Here is a 21,998-nt window from a genome sequence, read left to right as displayed (position 1 = left end):
TGATGCGGGACATCGTCGACGACCTGTTGCGGGTGTGGCACTCGGGCCGTACCGGCGGACTCGGCACCATCGTGCGCACCGTGGGCGCCGCGCCCTTACCGGTGGGCTCGGCGATGCTGGTCGACCCGGACGGGGGCGTCTACGGATCGGTCGCCGGAGGCGGGCTGGAGGACATCGCGTACGAGGCCGTGCTGCAGGCAGCGCGTACCGGCCGTCGCGCGATGCACCGCTTCGGCGTGGGCGGCGGATTGGACGGCGAGGGGATGATGGACGTCTTCACCGAGCCGTTCTCCCGAAGACACTTCCCGGAGTTCCCGGATGTCGCCGCCGAGATCGCGGCGCACCGCAGGGTCACCGTGTTCACGGTGGTGTGGAACTCCGATGCCGACCTGATCGGCCAGCACCTGATCACCGACAAGAAGCACGCCACCGAATTGGTGGCGCTACCCGATTCCGACGTTTTCGTCAGCTCGTTCGCCCCGCCGCCGCGCCTGATCATCTTCGGCGCCAATTCCTTCGCCGCCGCGCTCACCGTGCAGGCGAAGTTGCTCGGCTACCGGGTGACCATCTGCGATTCCCGCCCGAATTTCGCCACGCCGGAGTCGTTTCCCGGCGCCGAGGTCGTGGTCGACTGGCCGCACCGTTACCTCAACATCCTCTCCGCCGCAGGGGAGATCGACAGCAGCACGGCCATAGTGGTGCTGTCGCACGATCCTACGTTCGAGATTCCGCTGCTCACCGTGGCGCTGCGACTACCCGAGCTCGGCTATCTCGGCGCCATGGGGTCACGCCAGGTGCACATCCGGCGCATGGAGGACCTGCGCGCGGGCGGTTTCGGCGAGGAGACGCTGTCGCGGCTGCACTCACCCGCCGGCTTCGACATCGGCGCGCGCACCGCCCCCGAGATGGCCGTCGCGATCGCGGCCGAACTGCTGGCCGCCCGCGCCGCGCAGCCGGTGCGAGCGGTGGATCCCTACAGCGGTGAAATCCCGATGACGCCGAAAACCGCTGTGGGACTGTAGCTATTTCAGGCCGGGATTCTCGGCGTACACCTCGCGCAGGACGGACAGGTCGAACAGTTGGGCGGCCTTGATGTCGATCTTCGCGGCGCGCAGCGCGGCGATGTTCTGTTCGATCAGCGCATCGGTCATCGAGAGCAGGCCGCCGGTGGCGGTATCCGCCGAGACCACCAGATCGTTCTGTGCGGCAGCCTCTTTCGTCTGCTCGGCGAGATCGAGCTTCTGATCCTTGCCGTACACCTCGACCGCGAGCCGGGCCGATTCGGCCGGGTTCGCCACCGCGTCCTTCCAGCCTTTGATCTCCGCGGTGAGGAACGCCTTCAGCTTGTCGCGTTCTTTGTCGATGGTCGACTGTGCGACCGTAAGCGTCTCGGCGACCAGCGGCAGGTTGTAGTCGGCGAACAAGAAATGGGCGGTCGGGAAGCCCTTGGCAGCCAGCGTGATCGGCTCGTTGGTCACATAGCTGACCCACCCGTCGACCTCCCCGTTGGCCAGCGGGGTCGGGTCGAATTGCGCGGGCACGACGGTGACATCCCCCGGCTTCATCCCGTTGGCGGTGAGCAGCGCGTTGAAGATCAGCTGGTTGGTGTCCTGCACACCGATCTTGCGGCCCTTCATGTCCGCGGGCGTCTTGATCGGTTTCGCCGCGGCGGACACGATCGCGAACGGGTTCTTCTGATAGGTGGTGGCGACGATCTTGGCGGGCAGGCCCTCCAGGATCGCGGGCGCGGTGGTCTGCGGCGCGGACAGGCCGAGCCACACCTTCCCGGTGTCCAATCCGGCCTCCACCGACGTGCTGGCCGCGCCGCCCGCGATCAGGTCGACCGAACCGAAACCGGCCTCCTTGAAATAGCCCTTCGAGTCGGCGAAGTATTCTCCCGCGAATTCGATGTTCTTCAGCCACGACAACTGAACCGCGACGCGGCCGTATTTCGAGCCGTCCGCGCTGCTACCGCCCGGCGCATCACCGGAACTCCCGCCGCAGGCGGCCAGCGCGCCCGCACCGCCGAGCGCCGCGCCGGCGAACGCGGAGTAACGGAGGAACGAGCGTCGGTTCAGGTGCCCGGACGTGGAGCGGTGCGCGGGTGTCATGGGCCGAATCTAAGTGCAGCGCGTTTCATTTTCTTTACTTCGGCGTTCCGAGCGAGGAATTCGTTTCGGTCAGAGTCGCCCCGCTTCCGGCCCGAACCGGGCGAGCACCAGGTTCTCGACGACGCCGACGATCGCGTAGAGCACCACCGAGACCAGCGTGACGACGACGATCGAAGCCCACAACTTGCTGTACTGGAACGTCGGGATCGCTCGGATCAGGGCAGCGCCCAAACCCGTGCCGCTGCCGAGCCACTCACCGAGCAACGCGCCGATCAGCGCGCCGGGCACCGAGATCCGCGCGGCGGCGAACACCGACGGCAGCGCCGCGGGCACGGCCACCATGCGCAACCCGGTCCAGCGCGACCCGCCGTACGCGGTCACCAGCTCCAGGGCCTGGCGCGGCGCGGCGCGCAATCCCGCCATGATCATGACCAGCGCGGGGAAGAACACGACGATCGCGGCGAGCACCGCTACGCCCGCCAGACCGCGACCGAACACCAGCACGATGATCGGCGTGAGCGCCACCAGCGGCACCGAGCGCAGCAGCATCGCCACCGGCAGGAACGTCTGCTCCACCGCGGCGATCGACACGAACAGCGCGGCCACCACCAGCGCGGCGAGCATGCCCGCGCCGAACCCGATGGCCGCGTCACGCAGCGTGATCTGCAAGTCTTCCAGGATCGCCTGCCGTGCGGTCGCGGCGTTGGGCGCGGTCACCAGGTAGGTCCAGATATCGCCCGGCGTCTTGCCGACCCGCGGGCCGACCTGCGGGAACGCCTTCAGGAAGACGTACCAGATCACCAGCATCAGCAGCAGCGAGGTGCACAGCGGGAATAGGAAGATCCCGATCCGGCGCAGCAGCTTCATCGGGCGGCCCCCGTCATCCAGTCCAGCGCACTCTTCATCGCGCATCCCTGGCGGTCCACGGCGCGGCCAGGCGGGCGGCCAGCGCCACCAGCGCGTAACCGAGTCCGGCCAAGCCCGCGGCGGCCAGTGCCATGCCCCAGGTGCGCGGCACGTTGTAGGAGGTCTGCGCGGCGGTCAGCGCCACCCCGATGCCGCTGTCGACGCCGCCGAGGTACTCGCCGATGATCGCGCCGAGCACGGCCGACGGCGCGGCGATCTTCAACGCCGCGAACGTGCTCGGCAGCGCCGAGATCGCTTGCACCCGGTACAGCTGCTGCCAGCGTCCGCCGCCGTAGGCGCGCACCAGTTCCAGGCTGGTCCGGTCGGCCGAGCGCAGCCCGGCGACGGTGCCGACCATGGTCGTGAAGAAGCAGTACATCGCGGCCAGGAAGACCGTCGGGGTGCGTCCGCCGAACACCACCAGAATGATCGGGCCCAGCGCGAGCAACGGGGTGCAATAGCTCAGGATCGCCAATTGAGTGGCCAGCGACTCGATCGGCGGGACGAGCACGATCAGGACGGCCAGCGCGATGGCCAGGCCGTTGCCCCAGACGAAGCCCTGCAACGCGCCGAGCGCGGTGATCCGGAAATTGGGGCCGTACAGGTCCCATCCGTCGGTGTACATGGTGTGCAGCACCTCCCATGGGCTGGGTATGGTGCCGCCAGCGACCTCGAACGACGCGAGAGCCCACCACACCGCGAGCAACCCCAGCACGCCGACCACACCGCCGAAACGCTTCACGCCGTGTCCCCCGTTCGCCGTGCGCAGCGCGCGAACCGATACCACCGGGCCGGGCGGCTCGTCCGCTGCCGGCGCGGTCTGGCCTGGCGCCGGCAGCGTTCCGGTTGATCGGCGTTCACGCGACGCCTCCTTTGCCCGCGGTGCCGAACAGCAGCTCCGACAGATAGTCGTGCAGTTTGTGGAATTCCGGTGTGCGCATCATCTCCGGCAGTCGCGGGCGCGGCAGATCGATGTCGACCAGCTCCAGGATCCGCCCCGGCCGCGGGCTCATCACGGCCACCACGTCGGACAGGAACACCGCCTCCGCGATGCCGTGGGTGACCATCAGCGTCGTCGCGGGCTTCTCGGTCCAGATCCGCAGCAGCTCGAGATTGAGTCGCTGCCTGGTCATGTCGTCGAGCGCGCCGAACGGTTCGTCCAGCAGCAGCACGGTCGGCTCGACCACCAGTGCGCGCGCGATCGAGACGCGCTGGCGCATACCGCCCGACAGCTGCGCGGGCTTGGCCTTCTCGAAGCCATCCAGCCCGACCAGGCGAATCAGCTCTTCGATCTGCCCGTGCTTCGGCGCGATGCCCGCGACCTGCAGCGGCAGCGCGATATTCGACGCCACCGACCGCCACGGCAGCAGCGCCGAATCCTGGAACGCGATGCCGAACGCGTGCCTGCCGCGCAGCTCGGCAGGCGTCGCGCCGTCGATCAGGGCCGTCCCTGCGGTCGGCGTCTCCAGCCCCGCGAGGATGCGCAGCACCGTCGACTTGCCGCAGCCGGACGGTCCCAGCAGCGACAGGAACGCGCCCCGCTCGGTGTGCAGATCGACGCTCGCCAACGCCTGCACGGTCTTCCGCCCGACCCGGAAGGTCTTGGTCAATCCGCTGAGATGAATTCCGGTCCCCCCGGCGGTACCGCTCTCCGTGCTCATGACGGCCACCATAGGAGCACCCCGTTGCACGGACATTGCGAATCGCGTCGCCGGATTGCGCAATCGTTACGGTTCGCACCGCGCATTTCCGATCGCGGCGATCCGATCGGATGAGATGCGCCCCGCCGCGGGTTACACGACAGGTGAACCCGATCCTCACGCTGCTCGACGCCAAGCTGCACATCGCGGGCTCGGAGATCCTCTGGCGCGAGGTGATCGGCAACGGCTTCGGCCTGGCCTCCGCGATCGGCGGCATGCGGCGGCGGGTCTGGGCCTGGCCGGTCGGCATCGCCGGGAACGCCTTGCTGTTCACCGTGTTCGTCGGCGGGGTGTTCCATACGCCGCAGCAGCTGAACATGGCCGGGCAGGCCGGACGCCAGGTGATGTTCATCGCGGTCAGCGTGTACGGCTGGTGGAGCTGGCACCGGCACGCGGCGCGCGGGACCGCCCTCGAACACCGCGGCGTCGATCCGCGCTGGGCGAGCACCCGCGAACGCGTCGTGCTCGTGGCGGCGATGTTCGCGGGCACGGCGGTTTTCGCCCAGCTCTTCGAGTGGCTGGGTTCCTACGGCCCGTGGGCCGAGGCGTGGATCTTCACCGGCTCGGTGCTGGCCACCTACGGCATGGCCAGGGGTCTGGCCGAGTTCTGGTTGATCTGGATCGCGGTCGACCTGGTCGGCATTCCCCTGCTGGTGCGGGCGGGCTACTACCCCTCGGCCACCCTCTACCTCGTCTACGCGGGCTTCGTGGCCTGGGGATACCTGGTCTGGCGACGCGGCATCCGGTCCGCCGCGGAGGTCTCGCCACCGCTGGCGCCGGTCACCGCGAAGTAGATCGGGAAGTCGACATCGCGCCGGGCGGTGTTCCCGGCTAGACCACCTCGACCCGCACGCCCGCCGCCCGGATCGCCTCCACCGCGGCCGGATCGGCGCCGGTATCGGTGACCAGCACCCGTACCTGCTCGATGCCGCAGATGCGGGCCAGCGCGGTGCGTTCGAGCTTGTCCCCGGTGGCCACCACGATCACCCGGCCGGAGCGCCGCACCATCTCGGCGGTCACCCCGGCCTCGTCGAGGTGCCTGCATTGGGCGCCGCCGTCGGCGGAGATCGCGTTCACGCCGAGCACGAGATCGTCGAGCCGCAGTTCGGCCAGCGCCCGTTCGGCCAGCGGGCCGTGCAGTTCGTAGGACTCCCGCCGGGCCACGCCGCCGAGGACGATCGTGCGCACATGCGGCCGCAGCACCATCTCCCCCGCGATGTTCAGCGCGTTGGTGACGATGGTGAGTTGCTCGTCACCGGCCGACCCGAGGTCGGTGCGCCCGGCCAGCGCCCTGGCCACCGCCGTGGTGGTCGTGCCCCCGTTCATCCCGACCACCGCGCACGGATCGACCAGCGACGCGGCGTGTTCGGCGATGCGCTGCTTGGCCTCGCCCGCGCTCTGCCGGTAGCGCGCGGGCAGGTCGTAGGCCACCGAGGTCGCCACAACGCCGCCGTGCGTCCTCGTGGCCAGCTGTTGTTCGGCGAGCGCGGTGAAATCGCGGCGCACCGTCGCGGGGGACACCCCGAGCCGCTCGGCGGCCTCTTCCACCGAGAGCCGCCCGGATTCGGCGAGCAGTTCCAGCAGCCGGTTCCACCGTTGCGGACGGTCGGTCGATCCGGTCATCGCACACCGCCCCGGCCGCGCGGGACCCCCACTGTTTCGGTGAACACGCGAACAATAGGAACACACGCACCCGCCGACCGCGGAAATCCACACGGCCGATCCGGCTCGGTTCAGAACACGTCGGCCTCGACGGCGGGCCGGTCCGGAAGCGTCGCGGGATCGTCACCCCGCGTGCGGGCAAGACCGGAATTCACGAAGTAGGCGATCTCCGCGCAGATCTCGTCCAGACTCACCACCGAATCCGGCGACGTACCCTGCACCAATTCCTGGGCGAGGGAGGTGACCGCGCCGATCACGGCCAGCGCGAACAGATCGAAACGCCGCGGACCGGTCTCGCCGCGGCCGACGGATCGTTCGGCCTCGCTGATCAGCAACGCCGACAGCAGACGGCGCTGCTGCCTGCGCCACTCCTCCACCGCCGCGCTCACGCCGACCACCTCGACGTAGAGCACCCGCGCGGTCCTGGCGTCGGCACACGTGACGCCCAGATAGGCGCGGAAACTCGCCACCACGCGGGTGGGCAAGGGCTCGTTCCGAGTGGCCGCGAGCGCGGCGAGCGCGCATTCCAGCGCGCGGGAGGTGATGCGATTCGCCAAGGCGATGAGCAGAGCTTCGCGGCTGCCCATGTCCTCGTAGAAACTGCGCGTGGAGACGTTCGCCACCGAGCAGAGTCGCTCGATCGAGGTGGCCGCGTAACCCTGCGTGCCGAATAGTTCGAGGGCGGCATCGATGAGACGGGTCTGCCGCTGGGCAACCCGCTGCTCCTTGGACAGCCCGCCGTAGCTGCGACCGTCCTTGGGTCCGTGATCCCGCCGTGTCACCGTTCGATGCTACCGCGCGGCTACCTGCGCGCCGCGCGCCGAACGGTGGCGTCGCGGCGATTCCGCTCCAGTCGGCGCAGGCTATTTCACGCTGCCCGCGGTCAATCCCGCCACCAGTCGCTTCTCGATGAGCGCGAACAGCAGCACCACCGGAACGATGCCGACGGTGGAGATCGCGAACACGTACTGCCACGCGGTGTCGTACTGGCCGACGAACTTGGTCAGCGCCACCGACAGCGGTTGATTCTCCGGCGTGGTCAGTACCACCAGGCTCGCGGCGAATTCGTTCCAGCACGCCACCGCGACGAAGATCGTCGCGGTCACGATCCCCGGCCAGACCAGCGGCAGGCTCACCCGCAACAGGATCTGCGCGCGGCCGAGTCCGTCGAGCATCGCGGCTTCCTCGATCTCCACCGGGATCGCGGCGAAGAAGCTGTGCAGAATCCACACCGCGAAGGACAAGTTGAACGCGGCGTTCACCAGGATCATCGCCAGCCAGGTGTCGTTGATGCCGAGCGCGAAGAACTCCCGGATCAACCCGGTCACCAGCACCGTCGGCTGCAACATCTGGGTCACCAGCACCACGCCGAGAAACACCGCGCGCCCCGGAAAGCGGTGCCGCGCCGTGTAATACCCCGCCGGGATCGCCACGGCCAGCACCAAGAGGGTGGCGCAGACCGCGATGATGATCGTGCTGACCAGATTGAACGGCAGCGGCGTCTCGGGGGTGCCCCACATCGTCGCGTAGTTGTCCGGATGCCAGGATCGCGGCAGATACGTCGGCGGGATGCGCAGGATCTCGGCGCGGCTCTTCAGCGAACCGAGCACCATCACGACGAACGGCAGCAGGAACACCGCGGCGAGCACCACGCCGACCGCGGTGAGCTCCCAACGGCGTCGCGCTGGCGCCGCCGGAGCGACCGGCGTCACCGTGGTCTGCTCGCGTACCCGCGTCCGCGTCGTCATCGGTCGGTCTCCGCGGCCGGGCGGACCAGTTTCACGTAGATCGCGATGATGACGGCGATCAGCGCGAAGTTCAGCACGCTCATCGCCGCGGCGGTGTCGACCTGCTGGTTCTGCCGGATCAGCTTGAACGTCAGCGTCGTGGTGGTGTCGGCGGAGAACCCGGCGATGCTGCCGGTGATCACCTGCAGGATCGGCAGCGAGTTGAACACGTTGATGATGTTGATGATGGTCGCCACCGCGATCGCCGGACGCAGCTGCGGCAGGGTGAGATGGCGGTAGCGCTGCCACGCGCTCGCCCCGTCGACCCGCCCCGCCTCCTCGATCTCCGCCGGAATGGATTGCAGCCCGGCCAGGATCGTGTAGGTGGTGAACGGCACCGAGACGAACACCGCCACGCCCATCGCGACGAGAAACGCCTGCGTCGGCTGCTTGGTGAAGCCGTAACCGCGGTCGAGCAGGCCGATGTCGACCAGGAACCGATTGGCGATGCCCACGTCCGGATCGAGCAGGTAGTAGAAGATCGTGGTCGTCATCACGACCGATGCCGCCCACGGCACCAGGATCGCCATCCGCACCGCGGTGCGTCCGGGAAAATCCTTGTTCAGGAACTGGGCCAGCGCCGCGGACAGCAGCAGCGTGATCAGCACGACGCCGACCACCCAGACCACCGTGTGGCCCAGCACCGAGCCGAGTTCCGAGATCGCGAACAGGGCACGGTAGTTGGCCAGTCCGGCGCTGCCGCGGTCCTGGCCGTAGGCGCTGAGATCCCTGGTGCTGGTCCACACCATGTAGCAGGCCGGAAAGGCGACAACCGCCGCGATCAGGACCAGCGACGGCCCGATCCACGGCAGCGCCGCCGTTATTCCTCTGCGTCGCACCTTATTTCGTGGCTTCCTGGATCCGTTGCAGCACCTGAGCGGGGTCGGCGCCCTGTGCGATGGTGCCCATCTGCTGACGGATGACGCCCTGCGCCACCGCCCATTTCGGGTTGTCGCTCGGGTAGAACCGCGCCACCGGCAGCGTGGCGGCGAATGCCTTGGTCACCGGGTCCTCGGCGAGGGCGGTGGCGGCGCTGTGGGTGATCGGGATGAATCCCTCGTGCTTGACGAAATCCGCGTACACCGCCGCCGAGTAGAAATAGTCGAGGAACTTCTTGATCGATTCGGCCTTGGCGCCGTCCTTCTTGAACGCCATCAGGTGATCGGCCACCCCGAGCGTGACCGGATTCCCGGTCTTGGTCGGCGACGGCGCGGTCGCGTAGCGCAGGTCCGGATTCTTCGCCGCGATCTGGCCGATGGTGGGCGGCAGGGCTTCGACCATGCCGATCTTGCCCTGGATGAAGGCGTTGAGCACGTCCTTGCGGTCGGTGGCGCCCGGATTCGGTTGCGTCGCGCCGGCGTCGATCAGATCACGCATGGCCCGCACCCCTTCGAGGTTCTGCGGGGTGTCCACGGTGATCCGATCGCCGTCGGCCCACGAGCCGCCCGCGCCGAAGGTCCAGATGGAGGTTTCGCCTTGGGCCTCCTCGCTGCCGAGCGGAAGCCCGTACCCGGAGACGCCGCCGCCGAGCGCTTGGATCCTCTTCGCCGCATCGGTCAGTTCGGCCCAGGTCTTCGGCGGCCGGGCGATGCCCGCCTTCTCGAACAGTTCGGTGTTGTAGAACAGGGTGCGGGTGGAGGCGAACAGCGGCAGCGCGTATTGCGTGCCGTTCAGTGAAGCGTTCTGCGCGAAAGCGGGCTGGATGTCGGCCAGGACCGGCGCTGAGACGATGTCGGTGGCCGGGTAGAGCAGACCGTCGCCCGCGAAGCTGGCATAGGCGTCGATATTGAGGATGTCCGGCGTGGTCGACTGCGATTGCAGCTTGGTGCGCACCACGTCGTTGATCGAGTTCCACGACTCCATCTGCAGATTGACGGTGATGCCAGGATTCTGCTTCTGGAATTCGGCGATGATGCCGTCCCACAGCGCCTTGGTGCCCGTGGCGCCGTCGCTGTAGGCGGGGGCGAGGAAATTGATCGTGGTGGCCGAGTCCGCACCGCTTTTCGAACCGAATCCGCAGGAGGACAGGGTCAGCGCGACGCCGGTGACCATCGCGAGTCCGGCAAGCACGCGGTGGAATGGTCTTTTCACGAGCAGAACCTTTCAGATTTACCCACCGGGCGCCAGCGGAGCCGCCGATGATGGGAGGACGCACCGTCGGTGCGGCTCAATCTAGTCCGAATTGTGATCATATGTGACCGATTTCGTCAGATATTTGACATAAATGATCACTTGGCGTGAAGCTGTCGGAGTGCCTACGCCTGCCGACCACACGCCGCATCTGGCTGCCGAGGTGGCCACCCAGCCGGACGACTGGACGCGCGCCGCGGCCGTCGCCGCGGATCATCGCGCCGTGCTGCCGAAGCCGGGCGAGCGCGTCGCCGTGATGGGCTGCGGCACCTCGTATTTCATGGCTCGTGCCATCGCGGCACTGCGCGAGGGAGCGGGACAGGGGATCACCGACGCGTGGCCCGCCAGCGCGGTCCGCGCTCGCGAATACGACCGCTACCTGGTGATCTGCCGCTCCGGCACGACCACGGAAGTGGTGCGCGCGATGCGCGGCATCCCGGCGCGCATCCCGCGGGCGGTGATCTGCTCCAGTCCCGGCACGCCCGTCCTCGAACTCGGCGACCCCATCCTCATCGACCAGGTCGATGAGCGGTCGGTGGTGCAGACCCGCTTCGCGACGACCACCCTGGCCATTCTCCGCACCCATCTCGGCGATGACCTCACCTCCGTGATCGCCCAGGCCCGCGCGGTGCTCGCCGAGGACCCCGTCGTGTCGCTGGCCGCGGTGCGCCGCGCCGAGCAGATCAGTTTCGTCGGCATGGGATTCGCGGCGGCCATCGCCGACGAGGCGGCGCTCAAGCTGCGCGAATCCTGCCAGTCCTGGACGGAGGCGTATCCGGCGACGGAGTACCGCCACGGCCCGATCGCCATCTCGGCGCCCGGACGAGCGGTCTGGGCGTTCGGGCCGCTGGAGCCGGGCTTCGCCGACGACGTCGCCGCCACCGGCGCCCATCTGGAACATCGCGATATCGACCCGATGGCGGACCTGATCCGGGTGCACCGGCTCTGCCTGCTGCGCTCCGCCGACCTCGGATTGGACCCCGACCACCCGCGCGGCCTGAATCGCTCGGTGGTTCTGAAGTCGTGACCGAGGACGCGCGGTGAGCATGGGCCGGGATCTCGGCCCGCCCTGTTCCGGCGGCTTCCGCTGCCCGGCGATGGTCTCCGCGAAAACTCGCCTGCCGTCGGCGACGGGGCACGTCCGCACGACGGCGACCCGTCGCCGTAGGGGCTCACCCGCATGGCATGTCCGGACGACGGCCATCCCTGGCCACAGCGCCCCAAGCACACCGCACGACGACCCCCACCCCCAGCCGAACGCCACAGGCGCACCGCACGCCCACACCACCCTCACCCCCAGCCGACGCCACACGGGCACCGCGGGCCACACGACCCCCACCCCTGGCCGCAACGCCACACGCGCACCGGCACCTATCGAACGCCCGCCGGAATGCGCGCGGCGCGGCACGACATCGCCGCAGGCCGAACCGCGCCGTCGTGGAAGCGGCCACGAACTACTGTGCCGAGAATGGGAACCGAACAGTCGGGTGCGTCCGGATCACCCCGCGTGGGCACGGACCGTGCCGGGACGACCGGATGACCACGCGACGAGATACGGCCGGGCGATCCGCCGACATGTCCGCATCACGCCGTGCCGGAACGAACTACGCGCACCCAGACGACCGGATGACCACGCGACAAGGATCAACCCAGCGACCCGCCGACATGCCCGACTCACCCCGTACCGAGACAGACCGCGCACGCCCAGACAACCGGACGACCACGCGGCGACATTCGGCTGCGCAACCCGCGAACGTGTCCGGCGCGGCGGCGCTGCCGGACGACGCGCTCGTGCTCGGCATGGATGTCGGCGGCACCACCATCAAAGGCGAGATCACCGACGCGGCGGGCACGGCGCTGGCCGTGGGGACGGTGGCCACGCCACTCGGTCCAGCGGCCTTCGATGCCATGGGTGAGCTGGGCGAGCGGTTGCTCGCGGAACTAACTGACTCCGATCGCCGCCGAGTGGGTCGCGCGGCAGTCGTACTGCCCGGCATCGTCGATACCGCCAGATCCGTCGCCGTGTTCAGCAGCAATGTCGGCTGGCGAAACGTGCACGTTGGCGACTTTTTCCCCGCGCGCTGGAATCTGCCCACGCTGATCGAGCACGATGTCGCCGTCGCCGGTTGGGCGGAATGGCGGTACGGCGCCGGGCAAGGTCACGAGAACGTGTGCGTCGTCATTCTCGGCACCGGCATCTCGGGCACGCTGTCGGTCGGCGGGAGGCTGGTGCGCAGCGGTTACGGGCAGGTCGGCGAGTACGGGCACGTGCCGGTGCGGCGCGCGGGCGGATTGCCCTGCCCCTGCGGCAACACCGGGTGCGTGGAGACGGTCGCCTCCGGCGCGGCCATCGCGCGGGCCTACACCCGGCGCACCGGACGCGAGATCAGCGGCGCGGCAGAGGTTTTCGCGCTCATGTCCACCGACCCCGACGCGGCTGCCGTGGTGGCCGACGCGGTCGACGCGCTCGCCGACGGCCTGGTCGGCATCGTCCACGCGGCCTGCCCCGAACTGGTCGTCCTCGGCGGCGGACTCGCCGGAGCGGGCGCGGCGCTGACCGACCCGCTGCACCGCGCCCTGTCCGACCGCCTCCGCCTGGTCCCCGCGCCCCGAGTCGTCCTCGGCCACTTCGGCGCACGCGCGGGCCTGACAGGCGCCGCCCTCTTCGCTCGCCACGGGGCGTTGACATGAGGCCACGCGCATCGAGAGAACCCGCAGACACGACCACGGCCTCGCACAGACCGTCGGGGCTGCTTCGGCGCACCCGTGGGCAGGCGCCGCCTTTTCCGCTAGGTGCGGGGGATCGGTACGACGCGCACGCACATCGGGCGCAACCGCCACGCGCGACGATTGCCTCGCATCGGCCGCGAGCGGAAGCGTTCTCGATCGCTTGGGCGCACCCGCCCGGCAGACGCCGCCCTTCTCGCCCGGTGTGGAACGTCGGCATGACACCGGGCGCCGAGCCGACGATCCGCCGGCACCTCGTCACGGCGAGCGTGTCGCTGATCGAACCGCGACACCCGCGGCGCGGTCGCGCATCCGACGCACCACTCCTGGACCGTTGCGGGTGTACCACCGTTCGTCGCTCGGCGAGCCCGGTCGGCAACGGTGGACATCCCTATTCAGCTCATACCGCGCGGGTCACGAGACGAGGGGCATTCACATGACAGCACGCAGCCAGTTGATCCGGGGACGCATCGTCTCGGCGAGCGTCACGGTGGACGACGGCGTGGTGCTGATTTCCGGGGACCGGATCGAGGCGGTGCGATCGTTCGCGCAGTGGCGTGCGACACATCGCGATTTACCTGAGCCGCCATTTTCGGGAACCGTGCTGCCGGGGCTTGTGGACATTCACAATCACGGTGGTTTCGGGCACCGGTTCGATACCGTGCGCGGCGAGGACGCGCGGGCGGCGGCGCAAGGCCACCACATGCGCGGCTCGACCACGGTGGTGGCGAGCGTGGTCACCGGGCCGGCAGCGGAGATGGTGGCGCAGACCGCCGCCTTGCGCGAACTCGCCGAGGAAGGCGTGCTCGGCGGTATCCACATCGAGGGGCCGTTCCTGTCCGAGGCGCGCTGCGGGGCCCAGGACCCCCGATACCTGCGCGACCCCGATCTCGGCCTGACCGACCAACTGTTGGCCGCAGGCGGCACGCGCCTGCGCGCGATGACGCTCGCGCCGGAGCGACCCGGCTACGCGGCCGTCGCGCGGCGGCTGGCCGACAGCGGTGTAGTGGTCGCACTCGGCCACAGCGACACCGACTACGCGTCGTTCCGTGATGCCTTGGCGCCCAATGGTGCAGGACGCCTCGTGACGCACTTGGCGAACGGGATGCCGCCGCTGCATCACCGGCGTCCCGGCCCTGTCGCCGCCGCGCTGGTGGCCGCGGCGGCCGGCGACGTGATCGTGGAGTTGATCAACGACGGCGTGCACGTGGAACCGGGCTTCGCCGCGCTGGCGTTCGCGACCGCGCCGGGACGAGTCGCGCTGGTCACCGACGCCATGCAGGCGGCCGGACTCGGTGACGGCGAGTACCAGCTCGGACCGCAGCAGGTGAGCGTCCGCGCCGGGGTGGCGCGCATCGCCGACGGGTCGATCGCGGGGGGCGTCAGCACGCTGCTGGAATGCGTCGCGCGGGCCGTGCGCGACGCCGGCGTCCCGCTGCGCGAGGCGGTGCTGGCGGCCACCTCGGTTCCGGCCGCCGCGCTCGGGCTCGCCGATGTCGGTGACCTGCGGCCCGGGTATCACGCCGACATATTGACAGTCAGTGACAATCTCCACTTGCGCGGGGTGCTCAGACGTGGACAGTGGTTGAGGTGATCCTCACCGTGACAATGAATCCCGCGTACGACATGACCTATCGGGTCGAACGCTTCGAACGCGGGCAGGCCCACCGGGTCCGGTCGGTGGAGCAGCGCATCGGCGGCAAGGGCATCAACGTGACCCGGGTGCTGAATCAGCTCGGCAAATACGCCAGGGCCACCGGGTTCTCCGACCACGCCTTCGCGGCCGCCGCCGAACTGGAGATGCCGGTCGACTTCGTGCACGCGCTGCCCTGGGTGCGCCGCACGGTGGTGATCAGCGAATCCGAGGACGGCACGGCCACCGCGCTGTGGGAGCCCGGCGCGCGGGTCTCCAATCCGCACGCCGCCGAACAGTTGTCGGTGCGGGTGGCGGGCATGCTCCCGGAAATCGCCGGGCTGGTCATCTCCGGGTCGCTGCCGGGCGGCATCGAGCCCTCGCTGCCCGCCGAGATCGCCCGCACCGCCATCGCGGCCGACGTGCCGACCATCTGCGACGTCGACGGCGAGGCGCTGCGCTTGGCCGCCCAGGTGCCAGGGATCGTGCTCATCCCGGACGAGACCGAACTGCAGCGCCTCACCGGCACCCGGCCGACGACCGCCGACGACATCGTCATCGCCGCGAAGCCGCTGATCGACAACGGAGTGCGCGCCGTGATCGCGACTCGCGGTGCCGAAGGGATCGTCGCGGCGACCGCCGACGGCGCGTGGTCGGCGGCGCTCGCCGAACCGCTCGCCGGAAATCCCACCGGCGCGGGCGATGCCGCGGTGGCGGCGGTGATCGCCGCCCTCGCCTCCGCGTCACGCCCGGACTGGCCCGCCGTGCTCGCCGACGTGGTCGCGACCTCGGCGGCCGCCGTGGTCGTCCCGGTGGCCGGTGAGATCGACCGCGGCCTGCGCACCCGCCTCACCCCGACCATCCAGGTACGAGAGCTCGGCACCCCATGCCGCTGACCCCGATACCGGATCTGATCGCCACCGTCCGACCCGGCGGACTCGGCGCGTTCAACGTGATAACCCTCGAGCACGCCGAGGCGATCGCCGCCGCAGCGGAAGCAGCGGAAAGGCCGGTGGTGCTGCAACTGTCGGAGAACACCGCGCGGCATCACCGTGGCATCGCCCCGCTGGCGCTCGCCTGCCTGCGCATCGCCGCCGACAGCGCCGCCGCGATCGCGGTGCATCTCGACCACGCCACCAGCGCCGAATTGATCCACGCCGCCGTCGATCTCGGCATCCGGTCGGTCATGTACGACGGCTCGGCCCTCGATTACGCCGACAACCTCGCCGCCACCGCCGCGATCACCGCCTGGTGCCATGAGCGCGGCGTGCATATCGAAGCCGAACTCGGCGAAGTGGGCGGCAAAGACGGCGCCCACGCGCCCGGCGCGCGCACCGATCCCGACGAGGCGGTCGAATTCGTGAGCGCTACCGGCGTCGACGCGCTCGCGGTCGCCGTCGGCTCTTCCCACGCCATGCACACCCGCACCGCCGAACTCGACAACGACCTCATCGCCCACTTGGCCGCGAAGGTCCCCGTCCCCTTGGTGCTGCACGGCTCCTCCGGCGTCCCCGACCACGGCCTGCGCGCCGCCGTAGAACACGGCATGACAAAAGTCAACATCGCCACCCGCCTCAACATCCGAATGACCGCCGCCATCCGCGACCGCCTCGCCACCACGCCCCACCTCACCGACCCCCGCGAATACCTCACCCCCGCCCGCACCGCCATCCAGTCGGAAGTCGAGCACTTCCTCCACCTCCTCGCGGGCTGACCCGCCACGAGTGGCACACCATCGAGAGCTCTTCTCGCGTTTCGCCGCAGCCATGTGCCACTCGCGAAACCTGTCGGGGGTGGCGGGGAGGATGGGGATATGGGGGAGATCATGGGGGAGGTTTTTCCGGGGAGTTGGGCGGTAAGGGCGGGGGTGGTGGGTGCTTGGGAGTTGCGGAAGGACTTCGAGCGGATTTTTCCGGATGTTTATGTGCGGAGGGGGGTTCGGCTGGACGCGCGGGGTCGGGCGCAGGCGGTCGGGCATTGGGCCAAGGGGGCCGGGATTCTGGTCGGATTCTCCGCGGCGGCTCTGCACGGGGCGCTGTGGCTGGACGACAAGCCCGCTGAAATCGTGCTCCCGACTCGTGCCAGGCCGCCACGGCATGTGCTGGTATACCGGGATGCCATTCCGGCCGACGAAGTGTGCGCCGTTGGCGGGTTCCGTTGCACGACACCGGCGCGGACCGCGTTCGATCTGGCGCGACGCCTCGAGTTCGATGAAGCGGTCGAAGTCGTCGACGCCCTCTGCAACGCGACCCGGCTGACCACCGCGGACATCGAACGGCTGGCCGCTCGGCACCCGCGCGCACGCGGCGCCAAGAGCCTGCGGCGGGCGCTGCCCTACATCGACGGCGGCGCGGAGTCCATCCAGGAAACACGTACGCGCTTGCTGCTGCGCCGAGCCGGACTACCCGCGCCGGAAACCCAGATCCGTGTCCTCGGCCCGGACGGAATGACTTTCGCACGCTTGGACATGGGCTGGCGCAAATGGCGAGTCGCCGTCGAATACGACGGAGCCCACCACTGGGCCGACCGCGACCAGCGCGCCTGGGATATCGACCGCGCCGCCGCCCTCGAATCCCTCGGCTGGACCCTCATCCGAGTAAGCGCCGCCCTCCTGACCCACCGCCCCCACACCATCACCACCCGCGCCCTCGACGCCCTCCGCCGCCACGGCGCCGACATCTGACGAGTGGCACACCATGGAGAACTCTTCTCGCGTTTTGCCGCAGCCATGTGCCACTCGCGGAAAGCGCTCGGCCGGCGGCGCGTGCGAGGGTGGCGCGCCGCCGGCCGAGCGGGGTGGTGGGCAGGGCAGTTGTCCACCGGTGGAGCAGTCGATGGATCGCTTCGCATCGACGGGGACACTCTTCCCGGTGGAGCTGTGTTTCGGGTGTAGTGAAGCTGAGAGTCGGCTGGGAGTACGTGTCAGGCGAGGGCGGTGGTGCGGATCGACGTGGTGAATGCCGCCCACTGGGTCGGTGTGAACGCCAGCGTCGGTGATGCGTCGGATGGCCCATGGAACTTGCTGTCCCGAACCAGCACTCGACCGCCGTCGAAACACACCTCTACGCAAGTCTGGCTGTCATTGGAATACGAGGATTTGAACCAGCCCACCGCACTCGCCCTACTGTGCGGCACGGATCGCTGTGGTGAATGCCGCCCACTGGGTCGGCGTGAACGCCAGCATGGGCGATGCGTCCGGCGCACCAGGAAACTTGCTGTCTCGAACCAACACCCGGCCGCCGTCGAAACAGACTTCGACGCATGCGGTGCTGTCGTTCGAATGCGATGACTTGAACCAGCTGCGCGCGCGCCCCATGCCGTTCACGCTACAGCGCTGCGAGTCTGCGTTCGATCAACGTTATCGACTCGTTCCGCGGGAGCGCGTGCTCGACCGCGGTGGTGGCGAACATGGTCGCGAGGTGACGCACCGGTTCGGCCTCCTCGGTCACCCCGAGATGGACCAGTGTCTCGGTCCACGCCACATCGGGAAGAAGTGCGTTGTCGAACCCGAGCAGATGGAACGACGCACCGGTGAGCAGTACACCGCCTGGCGCGTCGAAGGGTACGACCCGGATGTCGATCGTGTCGGCATGCGTCTCGGCAACCGATAGCAGGTGGCGCAGTTGCCCTTTCAAGACAGCCGCACCTCCGGTGCGCTGGGTCAGCGCCGCCTCGTTGATGATCGCCGTGACCTGCAGCGGCTCAGAGTCGGTCAGCCGTCTCTGGCGCCGCATGCGAATCTCTACCCAGCGATCGATTTCCACTTGCCGAATCCGTGCCCGGTCGTTGGCGATCACCGCTCGCGCGTAGTCCTCGGTCTGCAAGAGGCCCGGAATCAATATGCTCGTATAACTCCGAACACTCTGCGCCCCGTGCTCCAACCCGTAGAGACGGATCACCTCGTCCGACAGCAAATCCGCGTACTCCGACCACCATCCGCGTCGCTTCGCGATGTCGCGCAGTCGCAACATTTCCACGCGCTCATCCTGGTCGAATTCGAGCAAGCTCATCAGCTTTCGCAGCTTGTCCTCGGCCAGCACGCGTTCCTTCTCCACCTTCGACCAGTACGACAGCGTGAAGCCGAGTTCCTTGGCGATGACGGAGGCGGAGACGTCGAACTCGGTGCGGCGGCGCTTGATCCGGAGCATGAGCTCCCAGCGCGCCACCGTGGGCGAGAGTGGTGCCATCGTCCGATGAGTCCTTCCCGGCTCCGGCTGTTCGTGCAGATGACCGTACCCCCATCCACAGGTGGCCGAGTTTGTCAAATGGACCGGTCAACTTGACCTGTCAGCAGTCCGGCGCCTACTCTTCTTGTGTTGCGCATCACAGCGGGGGCTCTGGGCAGACCCCGCTCCGGCGGGGAGGGGTTCTGATGTCCGTGCATGTCGTCGACCGCACGTGGATCGTGAGTGATCGGACGCCGCATCAAGCGCGGCGGGTCAGTGACGACGCGTGGGTGGTGTCCTATCTGCGGGGGCGGATGGTGAACACCGAGCAGGCGACGGCGGCTATCCAAGCGGCGGAAATGGTTTCGCTGACGGAGGACTTGGTGCGCCCTTTCGGGCTGACCGCCCTGGAGGCAGTCGGCCTCGTCGTCCTCGAATCACCGTGGGACGCCGCGCCTTCGCACACTCGGTACCGATTGCCGCGTCCGGGCGGGCGGCATCGGCGATGACGTTCGCGCCCGGCGCGACCATTCGATTCAGGGGGTTGACGCGGTGGAACCACTGCCGACCAAAGAACTCGTCCTGCAGGCTTGCCGCACGGTGCCGCGCCGCGCCCACCCGGTCCTGGAGTCCGCGCACCTTCTCGCGGGATTACACCAGCGCCGCCTGCGCCGTGAACTCGGTAGCGACATCGATCGGCACCGCGCCCGCCTCGTGCTCGCCATCGACAGCTGGGTCGCCACCCAGACCCCACCGCCGCACGGCGGCGCGCACATGCACACCGAGACCGTGGGCATGGTGGTCGACCGACTCGCCCAGTTCTCCGCCTGCGCGCACGACATCCTCGCCGGCGCGCCGGAATGGGCCGTGCACAACGCCTGGGAACGCCTCGCCGAACTGGCGCTCGGCTATGAGGATCTCGCCTACGAGGTGGTGGCGGGCGTGCGCCGCCTCCCCTATCTCAGCGGCCCGCGCGAGCAGCCGTGATCAGTCCTCCCCCGGCCACGCGTTGGCCTCGACCCGGGCGCGCACCCTGGCCACGTCGGCTTCGGACGGCATGTCGTTGGTGATCTTGGTGATCATCACCTGGATGTCGGTCTGATCGATGTCCGCCCCGCCGGAGCCGGCCAGCTCGGCGGCGATCCTGGCCACCTCCTCATCGGACAGGCGGCGGCGCAACAGGGCGAGCAGCGGGATGTAGTCGGCTTCCGGGACACCGTCCGGGTATCCCACCCGCAGCCAGCTGATGATCGCGTGCAGGAAGGGAGGCATCGGCGGCGGCTCGGTCAGTCGGAATCGGCCGGCGGATCGGCCAGCGGCCAGCCGCCCGCGGCCAGGTGGGAGGCGACGCGAGCGACGTCACGCTCGTCCGGCTGCTCCTTGGCGAGCCGGGCGATGGCCTGCTCGATCTCGGTGTGGGTGATCTCGCTGCCCGAGTTCGATGCGACCAGTTCCTCGGCGATCGCGACCACCTCGTAGTCGGTGAGGTGCCGGTGCAGCACGGCGAACAGGGCCACGTAGTCCGACTGCGGCACACCCTGCGGGTAGCCCGCGCGCAGCCACCCCACGACTTTGCCGAGCAGTTTCGGCCGGTCCGGAATTGGTTTCACTGGATCGGTCACGCTGGCTACTCCTCACGCCTGCCCGAACAGATGGATGCCGAATCTCGCTGCGATGAACGCCTTCGCCGTGTACAGGATGCCGCTGACGATCGCCACGACGACCAGCACGAAGCACGCCAGCGCGACCGCTAGAGCGGGATAGTTTCGCCGCACCGTGCCCGTACCGGCGTCGGTCGTCACGGTCATCGACCAGAACCGCACCCCGATCGAGAAGATCATCGGCAGGCCCGCGCCGAGTACCAGCCCGGCCAGGGTGACTTTCCACAGGGCGTTCAGATTGGTGACGAGAGTGTGCACGCCTGGTCCTCCTACACCTGAGCGGATCGGTTCGGGTCCGGTGACGCCGCCGGGTCGCCCGCGGGCGGGTCGGTCCCCTCGCCGGGCCACTCGTTGACGTTGCCGGTGTGCACCGGGTCGCGCCGCGACCGCAGGTACATCAACGCCGACAAGCCGATCAGCAAGGCGAAGACCACGAGCACACCGGCCAGCCCGCCGACGAGGTGGGCGATGGCCCAGCAGATCGCCCCGGCGACCGCGGCGAGCGGCAGGGTGAGCAACCATGCGACCACCATGCGCCCCATCACGGCCCAGCGCACTTCGGCGCCCTTGCCGAGCCCGGTGCCGAGGATGGAACCGGTGGCGGTCTGCGTGGTGGACAGCGGCAACCCGAAATGGGCGGAAGTCAGGATGATCGCGGCCGAGGCGGATTCCGCCGCAAGCCCCTGCGGCGAGTCGATCTCGACCAGGCCCTTGCCCAGCGTCCGGATGATCCGCCAGCCGCCGAGGTAGGTGCCCGCCGCGATGGCGAAGGCGCACGCGGCCATCACCCACAACGGCAGGTCGTCGTCTTTGGTGAGCGTCCCGTGCGCCACGAGGGCGAGGAAGATCACGCCCATCGTCTTCTGCGCGTCGTTCGTGCCGTGCGCCAGCGAGACCAGCGAGGCCGACCCGATCTGACCCCAGCGGAACCCCTCGGTGACCTTGTCCTGTTCGGCGCCGCGGGTGATCCGGTACACCAGCCAGGTGCCGATCGCCGAGACCAGCGCGGCGACGATGGGCGCGAGCACCGCGGGCAGCACGATCTTGGTGAGCACGCCGTCCGACCCGGACGCCCAGATCACCCCGCCCCAGCCGAGCGCGGCCAGCGTCGCACCGATCAGACCGCCGAACAGCGCGTGCGACGAACTCGACGGCAGGCCGAACAGCCAGGTGAGCAGGTTCCACAGGATCCCGCCGACCAGGCCGGCGAACACGATGACGATCAGGTCTTGGCCGCCGACGGCGTCGAGCCGCACGATGCCCTTCGCGACGGTGGCGGCGACGGCCACCGACAGGAACGCGCCGACCAGGTTCAGCACCGCCGAGAGCGCGACAGCCACCCGAGGCCGCAGCGCGCCGGTGGCGATCGAGGTCGCCATCGCGTTGGCGGTGTCGTGGAAGCCGTTGGTGAAATCGAATGCGAGCGCCGTGACGATGACGATCAGGAGAACCAGTAATTCGACGGTCACGCCTCCAGTGTGCTGCACCCCCGGATGGCACAGCCATGCCGGTTAC

General features: G+C 69.0%; 26 protein-coding genes. 10 read left to right on the top strand and 16 right to left on the bottom strand.

Features of this window, described 5'->3' with window-relative positions:
- Positions 1–2: 2 nt before the first annotated feature.
- The gene (locus ACH49X_RS12110; protein ID WP_357207399.1) at positions 3–1,022 is read left to right on the top strand and encodes an XdhC family protein; all 1,020 of its coding nucleotides are present in this window, start codon (positions 3–5) and stop codon (positions 1,020–1,022) included.
- On the opposite strand, the gene ACH49X_RS12105 is transcribed toward ACH49X_RS12110, so the two are convergent.
- The 4 genes from ACH49X_RS12105 to ACH49X_RS12090 all read right to left on the bottom strand — a co-directional run bounded on the left by ACH49X_RS12105 (position 1,023) and on the right by ACH49X_RS12090 (position 4,678).
- Positions 1,023–2,111, bottom strand: a complete 1,089-nt coding sequence (locus ACH49X_RS12105) for an ABC transporter substrate-binding protein (protein WP_357207397.1) — start codon at positions 2,109–2,111, stop codon at positions 1,023–1,025.
- A gap of 69 nt (positions 2,112–2,180) precedes the next feature.
- Positions 2,181–2,978 (bottom strand): ABC transporter permease, encoded by a 798-nt coding sequence (locus ACH49X_RS12100; protein WP_397069745.1) that lies wholly within the window; start codon positions 2,976–2,978, stop codon positions 2,181–2,183.
- A gap of 34 nt (positions 2,979–3,012) precedes the next feature.
- Positions 3,013–3,759: an ABC transporter permease subunit gene (locus ACH49X_RS12095; RefSeq protein ID WP_357296675.1), complete on the bottom strand. Its 747-nt coding sequence runs from the start codon at positions 3,757–3,759 to the stop codon at positions 3,013–3,015.
- 115 nt (positions 3,760–3,874) lie between these two features.
- Complete coding sequence (locus ACH49X_RS12090) at positions 3,875–4,678, bottom strand: ABC transporter ATP-binding protein (RefSeq protein WP_357109337.1); 804 nt, start codon at positions 4,676–4,678, stop codon at positions 3,875–3,877.
- Between the two features lie 110 nt (positions 4,679–4,788).
- On the opposite strand from ACH49X_RS12090, the gene pnuC reads away from it, so the two are divergent.
- Positions 4,789–5,511, top strand: a complete 723-nt coding sequence (gene pnuC / locus ACH49X_RS12085) for a nicotinamide riboside transporter PnuC (protein ID WP_397069635.1) — start codon at positions 4,789–4,791, stop codon at positions 5,509–5,511.
- 37 nt (positions 5,512–5,548) lie between these two features.
- On the opposite strand, the gene ACH49X_RS12080 is transcribed toward pnuC, so the two are convergent.
- The 5 genes from ACH49X_RS12080 to ACH49X_RS12060 form a co-directional block, all read right to left on the bottom strand.
- Positions 5,549–6,340 (bottom strand): DeoR/GlpR family DNA-binding transcription regulator, encoded by a 792-nt coding sequence (locus tag ACH49X_RS12080; protein ID WP_357207389.1) that lies wholly within the window; start codon positions 6,338–6,340, stop codon positions 5,549–5,551.
- Between the two features lie 110 nt (positions 6,341–6,450).
- Complete coding sequence (locus tag ACH49X_RS12075; RefSeq protein WP_084485784.1) at positions 6,451–7,161, bottom strand: TetR/AcrR family transcriptional regulator; 711 nt, start codon at positions 7,159–7,161, stop codon at positions 6,451–6,453.
- Between the two features lie 81 nt (positions 7,162–7,242).
- The gene (locus ACH49X_RS12070; protein WP_357207387.1) at positions 7,243–8,127 is read right to left on the bottom strand and encodes a carbohydrate ABC transporter permease; all 885 of its coding nucleotides are present in this window, start codon (positions 8,125–8,127) and stop codon (positions 7,243–7,245) included.
- On the bottom strand, positions 8,124–9,005 hold the full coding sequence (locus ACH49X_RS12065) for a carbohydrate ABC transporter permease (RefSeq protein WP_195080694.1): 882 nt from the start codon (positions 9,003–9,005) through the stop codon (positions 8,124–8,126). The genes ACH49X_RS12070 and ACH49X_RS12065 overlap by 4 nt, the downstream gene beginning before the upstream one ends.
- A 1-nt stretch (position 9,006) precedes the next feature.
- Positions 9,007–10,257: an extracellular solute-binding protein gene (locus ACH49X_RS12060; protein ID WP_357207384.1), complete on the bottom strand. Its 1,251-nt coding sequence runs from the start codon at positions 10,255–10,257 to the stop codon at positions 9,007–9,009.
- 160 nt (positions 10,258–10,417) lie between these two features.
- Here ACH49X_RS12060 and ACH49X_RS12055 point away from each other — a divergent pair, with 160 nt between their 5' ends.
- From ACH49X_RS12055 to ACH49X_RS12030, 6 genes are all read left to right on the top strand, one after another.
- A complete protein-coding gene (locus tag ACH49X_RS12055; protein WP_357207381.1) occupies positions 10,418–11,323 on the top strand; it encodes a sugar isomerase in 906 nt (301 codons plus the stop codon).
- A gap of 728 nt (positions 11,324–12,051) precedes the next feature.
- Complete coding sequence (locus ACH49X_RS12050) at positions 12,052–12,987, top strand: ROK family protein (RefSeq protein WP_357207379.1); 936 nt, start codon at positions 12,052–12,054, stop codon at positions 12,985–12,987.
- Between the two features lie 472 nt (positions 12,988–13,459).
- Positions 13,460–14,617 carry an amidohydrolase family protein gene (locus tag ACH49X_RS12045; protein WP_357207376.1) on the top strand — a complete coding sequence of 386 codons (1,158 nt, stop codon included), beginning with the start codon at positions 13,460–13,462 and terminating at the stop codon, positions 14,615–14,617.
- A gap of 8 nt (positions 14,618–14,625) precedes the next feature.
- A complete protein-coding gene (locus ACH49X_RS12040) occupies positions 14,626–15,552 on the top strand; it encodes a hexose kinase (protein ID WP_323124542.1) in 927 nt (308 codons plus the stop codon).
- Positions 15,543–16,370, top strand: coding sequence for a class II fructose-bisphosphate aldolase (locus tag ACH49X_RS12035; protein WP_357207373.1), 828 nt, complete (start codon positions 15,543–15,545; stop codon positions 16,368–16,370). The genes ACH49X_RS12040 and ACH49X_RS12035 overlap by 10 nt, the downstream gene beginning before the upstream one ends.
- Before the next feature lie 210 nt (positions 16,371–16,580).
- Complete coding sequence (locus ACH49X_RS12030) at positions 16,581–17,339, top strand: type IV toxin-antitoxin system AbiEi family antitoxin (protein WP_357109320.1); 759 nt, start codon at positions 16,581–16,583, stop codon at positions 17,337–17,339.
- 239 nt (positions 17,340–17,578) lie between these two features.
- On the opposite strand, the gene ACH49X_RS12025 is transcribed toward ACH49X_RS12030, so the two are convergent.
- Genes ACH49X_RS12025 through ACH49X_RS12015 form a run of 3 tightly spaced genes read right to left on the bottom strand, consistent with a single transcriptional unit; the run spans position 17,579 to position 18,843 of the window.
- Entirely contained in the window at positions 17,579–17,767 is a 189-nt protein-coding gene (locus ACH49X_RS12025) for a DUF397 domain-containing protein (protein WP_357109317.1), read from the bottom strand.
- Positions 17,768–17,777: 10 nt separating this feature from the next.
- Complete coding sequence (locus ACH49X_RS12020; RefSeq protein WP_357207370.1) at positions 17,778–17,972, bottom strand: DUF397 domain-containing protein; 195 nt, start codon at positions 17,970–17,972, stop codon at positions 17,778–17,780.
- 10 nt (positions 17,973–17,982) lie between these two features.
- A complete protein-coding gene (locus ACH49X_RS12015) occupies positions 17,983–18,843 on the bottom strand; it encodes a DUF5753 domain-containing protein (RefSeq protein WP_195080699.1) in 861 nt (286 codons plus the stop codon).
- Between the two features lie 185 nt (positions 18,844–19,028).
- Between ACH49X_RS12015 and ACH49X_RS12010 the strand changes: the two genes are divergently transcribed.
- Together ACH49X_RS12010 and ACH49X_RS12005 are read left to right on the top strand one after the other, a co-directional pair.
- Positions 19,029–19,331 (top strand): hypothetical protein, encoded by a 303-nt coding sequence (locus tag ACH49X_RS12010; protein WP_357207368.1) that lies wholly within the window; start codon positions 19,029–19,031, stop codon positions 19,329–19,331.
- A 43-nt stretch (positions 19,332–19,374) separates the two neighbouring features.
- Positions 19,375–19,809 carry a DUF4254 domain-containing protein gene (locus tag ACH49X_RS12005; RefSeq protein WP_357207367.1) on the top strand — a complete coding sequence of 145 codons (435 nt, stop codon included), beginning with the start codon at positions 19,375–19,377 and terminating at the stop codon, positions 19,807–19,809.
- Here ACH49X_RS12005 and ACH49X_RS12000 read toward each other — a convergent pair whose 3' ends face one another.
- The 4 genes from ACH49X_RS12000 to ACH49X_RS11985 are packed head-to-tail and all read right to left on the bottom strand — an operon-like array spanning position 19,810 to position 21,952.
- The gene (locus ACH49X_RS12000; RefSeq protein ID WP_067797124.1) at positions 19,810–20,094 is read right to left on the bottom strand and encodes a DUF3349 domain-containing protein; all 285 of its coding nucleotides are present in this window, start codon (positions 20,092–20,094) and stop codon (positions 19,810–19,812) included. It abuts the gene before it with no gap.
- Between the two features lie 14 nt (positions 20,095–20,108).
- Complete coding sequence (locus ACH49X_RS11995) at positions 20,109–20,444, bottom strand: DUF3349 domain-containing protein (RefSeq protein ID WP_067797121.1); 336 nt, start codon at positions 20,442–20,444, stop codon at positions 20,109–20,111.
- 12 nt (positions 20,445–20,456) lie between these two features.
- Positions 20,457–20,741 carry a hypothetical protein gene (locus ACH49X_RS11990; RefSeq protein WP_195080703.1) on the bottom strand — a complete coding sequence of 95 codons (285 nt, stop codon included), beginning with the start codon at positions 20,739–20,741 and terminating at the stop codon, positions 20,457–20,459.
- Between the two features lie 11 nt (positions 20,742–20,752).
- Positions 20,753–21,952, bottom strand: coding sequence for an inorganic phosphate transporter (locus ACH49X_RS11985; protein WP_357207365.1), 1,200 nt, complete (start codon positions 21,950–21,952; stop codon positions 20,753–20,755).
- Positions 21,953–21,998: the final 46 nt, after the last annotated feature.

The sequence above is a fragment of the Nocardia sp. NPDC019323 genome (assembly GCF_044389845.1).
In the GTDB taxonomy this organism is placed as follows: domain Bacteria; phylum Actinomycetota; class Actinomycetes; order Mycobacteriales; family Mycobacteriaceae; genus Nocardia; species Nocardia implantans.
This window is presented reverse-complemented; position numbering and strand designations above follow the sequence as displayed.

Coding starts and splice junctions, on each gene's coding strand:
- ACH49X_RS12020 (WP_357207370.1), bottom strand. CDS start 17,972: ATGGGGCGCGCGCGCAGCTGGTTCAAGTCATCGCATTCGAACGACAGC.
- ACH49X_RS12035 (WP_357207373.1), top strand. CDS start 15,543: ATGCCGCTGACCCCGATACCGGATCTGATCGCCACCGTCCGACCCGGC.
- ACH49X_RS12105 (WP_357207397.1), bottom strand. CDS start 2,111: ATGACACCCGCGCACCGCTCCACGTCCGGGCACCTGAACCGACGCTCG.
- pnuC (WP_397069635.1), top strand. CDS start 4,789: ATGAGATGCGCCCCGCCGCGGGTTACACGACAGGTGAACCCGATCCTC.
- ACH49X_RS12100 (WP_397069745.1), bottom strand. CDS start 2,978: ATGAAGCTGCTGCGCCGGATCGGGATCTTCCTATTCCCGCTGTGCACC.
- ACH49X_RS12110 (WP_357207399.1), top strand. CDS start 3: ATGCGGGACATCGTCGACGACCTGTTGCGGGTGTGGCACTCGGGCCGT.
- ACH49X_RS12090 (WP_357109337.1), bottom strand. CDS start 4,678: ATGAGCACGGAGAGCGGTACCGCCGGGGGGACCGGAATTCATCTCAGC.
- ACH49X_RS12045 (WP_357207376.1), top strand. CDS start 13,460: ATGACAGCACGCAGCCAGTTGATCCGGGGACGCATCGTCTCGGCGAGC.
- ACH49X_RS12000 (WP_067797124.1), bottom strand. CDS start 20,094: ATGCCTCCCTTCCTGCACGCGATCATCAGCTGGCTGCGGGTGGGATAC.
- ACH49X_RS12070 (WP_357207387.1), bottom strand. CDS start 8,127: ATGACGACGCGGACGCGGGTACGCGAGCAGACCACGGTGACGCCGGTC.
- ACH49X_RS12015 (WP_195080699.1), bottom strand. CDS start 18,843: ATGGCACCACTCTCGCCCACGGTGGCGCGCTGGGAGCTCATGCTCCGG.
- ACH49X_RS12080 (WP_357207389.1), bottom strand. CDS start 6,340: ATGACCGGATCGACCGACCGTCCGCAACGGTGGAACCGGCTGCTGGAA.
- ACH49X_RS12010 (WP_357207368.1), top strand. CDS start 19,029: ATGTCCGTGCATGTCGTCGACCGCACGTGGATCGTGAGTGATCGGACG.